5 protein-coding genes and 1 pseudogene are annotated in these 6,175 nt (G+C 62.2%); all 6 read left to right on the top strand.

What is annotated here, in order from left to right:
- Window positions 1–44 precede the first annotated feature (44 nt).
- Window positions 45–281: pseudogene (locus tag AC5E6N_RS22740) on the top strand (transposase family protein); the annotation flags it as partial.
- A 117-nt stretch (window positions 282–398) separates the two neighbouring features.
- Window positions 399–1,490 (top strand): IS1595 family transposase, encoded by a 1,092-nt coding sequence (locus AC5E6N_RS22735; RefSeq protein ID WP_491749946.1) that lies wholly within the window; start codon window positions 399–401, stop codon window positions 1,488–1,490.
- Window positions 1,491–1,792: 302 nt separating this feature from the next.
- On the top strand, window positions 1,793–2,797 hold the full coding sequence (locus tag AC5E6N_RS22730) for a TAXI family TRAP transporter solute-binding subunit (protein ID WP_491749945.1): 1,005 nt from the start codon (window positions 1,793–1,795) through the stop codon (window positions 2,795–2,797).
- Between the two features lie 63 nt (window positions 2,798–2,860).
- Entirely contained in the window at window positions 2,861–3,751 is an 891-nt protein-coding gene (locus AC5E6N_RS22725; protein WP_491749944.1) for an MBL fold metallo-hydrolase, read from the top strand.
- Window positions 3,752–3,772: 21 nt separating this feature from the next.
- Window positions 3,773–5,635 (top strand): TRAP transporter permease, encoded by a 1,863-nt coding sequence (locus AC5E6N_RS22720; protein WP_491749943.1) that lies wholly within the window; start codon window positions 3,773–3,775, stop codon window positions 5,633–5,635.
- Window positions 5,632–6,120: a MarR family winged helix-turn-helix transcriptional regulator gene (locus AC5E6N_RS22715; RefSeq protein ID WP_491749942.1), complete on the top strand. Its 489-nt coding sequence runs from the start codon at window positions 5,632–5,634 to the stop codon at window positions 6,118–6,120. Before AC5E6N_RS22720 ends, AC5E6N_RS22715 begins: the two co-directional genes overlap by 4 nt.
- The last annotated feature ends 55 nt before the right edge of the window (window positions 6,121–6,175 follow it).

Raw genomic sequence — 6,175 nt, 5'->3', positions numbered from 1 at the left:
CTGTGGTTAAGAGAGAGTTAGCGCCGTCATTGCTATCTGCGGGAATGCAAACAAACTCGAACTGGTCGCCCGGCCCAGGTGTTAAAATTCTGGGTATCACCCTTCAAGATAAAGAGCATTGGGTTGTTTGCGCCGTCGCAAATCCAATTGGCATTTGCCCTGATTGCGGAACGCGAAGCCGGTACCGGCACGGCTGGCACAATCGCCGTCTACAGGACTTGCCTGTTCAGGGCCAAGTTGTGAAGATCAAACTCACGCTAAGCCGATGGCAGTGCAAGCACCGGAAATGGGGGTCACTGCATAAAAGTGACTTGGCGTTTATCACCCAAAGAGAGCAAATTACTTGTAAGCCAACGCGTGACATGAGCTTCTATGCGTGACTACGAAGGAGGATTATGATGTGCGAAGATACGATTATGTTGCTTTCCGGTATCCGGACCGTCGATGACATGGTCGAGGCTTTTTCCGACGAAGCGCGTTGCCGACGGATTTTGGAGGCGATGGTTTGGCCGAATGGCAGGCTCTGCCCAGCCTGCGGCTACAAGCATTCCATCGCGATTGCCGGGCGGGACATGGGCAATTACCGATCGCGACCGGGCTTGTACCAATGCTCCAGCGGCGATTGCCATTTCCAATTCACCGTGACGACGCGTACGCCCCTGCACGCTACCAAACTGCCCCTGAGCACCTGGCTCAAGGCGATGTGGCTCATGCTGCAATCGGACAAGGGATTGTCCTCGGTGCGCCTGGCGGAGGCATTGGGCGTCAGCCAACCGACGGCCTGGCGCATGGGGCACGCCCTGCGCCTGATGGTGTCCGGACAGCACATGATGGAGGGCACGGTGGAAATCGATCACTTCTATTTTGGCGGCGAGCCCGAGAACAAACACGCCGAGGATCCACCTTCCGGAAAAGGTCGCAAAAAAACCCGGAAAACTCCGGTTTTGGCAATGGTCCAGCGACCCGATGGCACAGGTCCGGGCACTTCAGCCGGTGACGCCCGTGCCGCTGTCGTATCCGGTCTGTCCCATCGCGATACGGAACGTGTCATCGAGCCCCGGATCACACCCAGGGCCAATCTTGTCAGCGATGCGTGGACGGCCTTCATGACCATTGGCGACTGCTTCGCCGGACATGAAAGCGTCAATCATTCACAGGGCGAATATGTTCGCGGCGCGGTGCAGGTCAATTCGGCCGAAGGGTTCAATTCACGTGTCCAGCGCACGATTGCCGGCGTCTTTCACCATATCAGTCCGAAACACGCGGACCTGTATTTCAACGAGATCGGGTTCCGCTGGTCTCAACGCGTCGCAACCGGAACATCCACACGCAAAACCCGAAAAGGGCGCCAAGTCATTCGAACACTCCGGTCCCGTCGTTCGCCGGCCCTGCAACTGCACAATGTCTTTCGCACTATCGTCGGACGAAAGATGCGAAGAAATGCAGACGGCAGCATTATCATCAAATCAAGCATTGATGTCTTTGGGTGATAAACGCCGTGGCCGTTTTCGCAGCTTCGGTTCGATTAGGCCAAGTGGGAATGTTTCCGCCCGCCAAGTAACAGCCGCCGCGGGCTGCTGGAAGCAGCCTGTCGAAATGGCCTGACAAATAGAACCTCATTACCGAAATGAGCAACCTACAGAACTACAAGGTGGAACGCCCCGGCTCCCGCAGAACTATCGGGGCGCTTGATCAAAATTTGGTCTCAAATGCTTAACCTTGATCCTTTTATTTGCATTTTTGTTTGCAAATGATAATATTTGGAGGCAATAACCAACTCGAAAGTGCTTCCATGAACATTATCAGAACGACGGCTCTGGCGTTGGCGGCGGTGATCGGAACCGCCGCATCGGCCGAGGATTTCTACAAGATGGGCACCCTTGCCCCGGGCGGGACGATCTACACGATCACTGCCGGTTTCGCGCAGGCCGTGTCAAAGTACGTGCCCGATGTCGAGGTGCAGGTGAACGCATCCGGGTCGGCGGCACAGCACATGCTCGCGGCCGCCAAAGGGGATCTGGATTTCTTCATGTCCTCCACGATCCTCTACCACCACATGTCCAACGGCACCGCGATGTACGGCAAGATCGAGGATGCGCCGGAGCTGGCAAAGAACCTGCGCGGCATCTTTAACTTTCCGGTCGGCGCGTGGCACGCGCTGGTCTATGCGGACTCGGGCATCGAAACCTATGCCGACATCAAGGACCGCACTGTATTTCTCGGCCCACCGTCAGGCGGCTCTACGGCATTCACGCAGTCCATCGTGGAAGGGGCAACAGGCTACAAGGCCGATACCGATTTTCAGGTTGCCAAGATGGGGTTCCAGGCCGCACAGCAGGCGTTTCAGGACCGGCGCATCGACGTGCTGATCTTCCCCTCCCTGGTGCCGGGTGCATATGTCCAGCAATTGACCCTGACCAACGATTTGCGCCTTCTGTCGCTGGACGAGGCGGCCTTCGCAAGTGAGGGCGTGGCCGCCGCGATGTCGGCACCGGGGCGCAGCCGCGAGACAATCTCGATCGCGGCCTATGGCAACAGCCTCGCCAACACGGAAGACGTGCAGAGCGTCGGCGCATGGATCGGCGTCGGGTCGCGGGCCGATCTGGACGAGTCGTTCGTCTATCACGCGACCAAGGCGTTCTGGGACCATATCGCGGACCTTCACGCGCAGGGCGCGGCGTTCGAGGAGATAACACCGGAGTCCGGTCTGCGGGAAATCAACATGCCGCTGCATCCCGGCGCGTTGCGCTACTACGAGGAGCAAGGGCTCGAGATCCCGGACGCGGCCCGCGGCTGACATCGCATCCCCGGCGGCAGGGCCGGGGCATCCCCTTTCCGAACCAGACCGACAGGACAGCACATGCGACTGGATATCCTTGGCTCGGCAGCGGCCCTGCCAGACCCCGACCGTTACCACACCGCGATGGTGCTGAGTGTCGGTGACAGACCCTATTTGATCGACTGCGGCAATGGCGCAACCCTGCAGATGATGCGGGCCAACATCGACCCCGTCAGTGTGGATCACATCTTTCTGACTCACCTGCACTACGATCATATCGCGGACTTTCCCTTCTTCATGATCTCTACATGGATGGGCGACCGGCAGAATGCTCCGGTGCTGCTGGGGCCCGACGGTACGGAAGATTTCGTCGGGCATCTGCTGGAAGGCGGAGCCTTCGACGCCGACATCCGCGCCCGCGCCGCCTATCCGAAGCGGCAGGAGAACATCCATGTCCTGCGGCCCGACATCCGCACGATAGAGCCGGGCGTAATCTGGGAGGACGATCGCGTGCGCGTCACCGCCGTCCATGCCGACCACATCCCGCGCGAGATTTCCGAGTGCTTCGCCTTCAAATTCGAGGCCGAGGGCAAATCGGTGGTATTTTCTTCCGACACCCGCCCCGATGCCGGGATCGAGGCGCTGGCCGAAGGTGCGGACCTTCTGGTCCACGAATGCACCTTTCCACGCAGCGCGCTCGCGTTCCGTGACAAGGTCGGCATCGGTACCTCGGCGCACACCAGCCCGACGGACCTGGGTGGCATCGCCGCACGGGCCGGGGTCAAGAGCCTCGTCGCCACGCATTTCGGGCATTTCGACGCCGTCAATCCGGTCTTGCGCAAGCACCTCACCCACCACATGCCGATCGAAAAGGTGGGTCCGGGGCTGCTGGACGAGATGGTGCAGGACATCCGCCGGGACTACAAGGGGCCGCTGCATCTTGCCCGCGACCTCGCACGTTTCGACATCTGAGGGACATTGGAGGGCCATCACATGCTACCCGAGACGCTGCGAAACTGGGCCGCCGGGGCGCTTGGGCTCTGCCTCGCCCTGCTTGCGCTCTACACGGCGGGCTTCGGCGATCTGGCTGAGTACGTGCTGCGGGGCGGCGTGCTCTGGCTGGCGGGACTCGCGGTCCTCATTCTGCACCCGCTGCGGCTTCCACTGATCGGACTGGTGATCGACCTGATCGTCGGCATCGCTTTCTCCGGGGCGCTTTGGTGGTTCCTGAGGCTGAGCGAGGAGCTCTGGTCTGGTCTCTACATCCTCACCGGGACCGACCTGATATTCGCCGCAGCCGGCCTTCTGTCCCTGCTGGAGCTGACGCGACGCGCCATTGGCGCGCCCCTTGCGATCCTCGCGGCCCTGATGCTGGTCTACGCGCTTTACGGCGACAGCCTGCCCGGGCTGTTCCGGCACGCGGGATACAGCACCTCGGCGGTGGCACAGACTGTCTGGTACGGGCTCGACGGTGTCTTCGGCCTCGCGGCCGGCGTTATGGTCAGCCTGGTGTTCGTCTATATCGTGTTCGGTGCCGTGCTGGAAAGCACCGGCGCGGGCGCCGTGATGCTGAGCAGCGCGACCCGGGCCACCGACCGCCTGCCGGGGGGTGCCGCCCATGGTACCGTTGCAGCAAGCGCGCTTTTCGGCACCATATCCGGCAGCGTGACCGCGAACGTGGTAGGCACAGGTGTCTTCACCATGGGCCTGATGAAGAGGCGCGGCTTCTCGCCTGCCTTTGCCGGCGGGGTCGAGGCCTCGGCCTCCGCCGCGGGGCAGTTCCTGCCGCCGGTGATGGGCGCTGCGGCGTTCCTCATGTCCGAACTGGTCGGGGTCAGCTACCTGTCGATTTGTGCCGCCGCGCTGCTTCCCGCCCTTTTCTTCTTCGCCAGCCTGTTCTGCGGCGTGCGGGTGGAGGCGGCGCGCCGGGGAATGTCAGCCCTGCCCCGTGCCGAACGCACGGCCTTCACCGCGCGGGACGCGGTGATGTCACTGCTTTTCATCGTGCCCATCGCCACGATTATCGCGCTCCTGGTCGCGGGGCGCTCGCCCGCGATGGCGGGCTGTGCGGCCATCGCGGCAGCCATCCTGACCACGCTGGTGTTGAGCGGAGAGGTCCGGCGGCGGCCGCACATGCTGATCGCGGGTTTGGCGCAGGGCGGCATCGCGGGTGCGCGCATCATGGTGGCCGTGGGCGCGATCGGGATCCTGATCGGCGTGCTGAACCTGACAGGCCTCGGCACCCGGATCGCCGAATCCATCCTGTCCTTCGGGGACGGATTGCTCTTCATCTCGCTGCTGCTGACGATGGTCGCCAGCCTGGTTCTGGGCATGGGCCTGCCCACCCTGCCCGCCTACCTGCTGATCGTGATCCTTGTGGGCCCGGCGTTGCAGCAACTGGGTGTACCATTGCTGGCCGCGCATCTCTTCGTCATGTACTTCGCCGTCTTCTCCGCTCTGACACCACCCGTCGCCCTTGCCGCCTTCGCCGCCGCCCCCCTCGTCGGTGCACTGCCCACGGCGATCGGGCTGCAGGCGATGAAGCTCTCCGCCGTCGGTTTCGTCATTCCCTTCGTCTTCGTCTACCAGCCTGAGCTGCTGTTGCTGCCCGGCTTCGATCCGCTTGCCGTCTTCTGGGTCGCGCTGCGGCTCGCGCTCGCGATCTGGCTGCTGACCTCCGCGCTCGGCGGCCATGACCGAAAACGGCTCTTCCCTTGGGAAGTGATGCTGCGCACGCTTGCCGGACTCGGCGTGCTCACGCTCTGGCCGCCGGTCCAGATCACGGCGATGACAGTTGGCGTCCTCGCGATCCTGGTCCATTACGGAAGGACCGCAACAGAAACCGGGCCCCGATGAACGCACCCGGCAAGAAAAGCTTTCCGACCGACGGCAACCAGATCGACCTGACGCGCTATCTGCCCCAGATGCTGAACCAGGTCGCGGCGCGCATGAACGAACGTCTTGCCGACGAACTGCGCACCATCGACATGCCCCTGCCGCACTGGCGCATCATCGCGATTCTGAAGTGGCGCGGTACCTGTTCGCTCAAAGAGGTGAGGCAGTGGACAGTCATCGACACCTCCACCGCCAGCCGCGCGCTGAAACGGCTCGAGGACCAGGGCCTTGTCGTGCGCAACTGGGATCGCGCCGACACCCGGGCCCGGCGACTCAGCCTGTCGCCCGAAGGACACCAGCGCTTTGCCGAGGCCTGGCCCATCGTCGCGGGGCTGCACCAGCATGTCTTTGGCCAACTGCCGGAGGGCGAGGAAGACAGGATGATCGCGGTCCTGCAGGAAGCACTTTTTCGGCTGGGCAAGTCAGCTTGGAGTGACCAAGATTAGCCCGGATTTCTCACCGCGTGGTCTGATTGGATTATTTGTTGTTCAGTGCTGTGGG

The organism is Hoeflea sp. (assembly GCF_984452065.1).
Note: the sequence above shows the minus strand (reverse complement) of the source record. Positions and strands in the feature narration are given on the sequence as shown.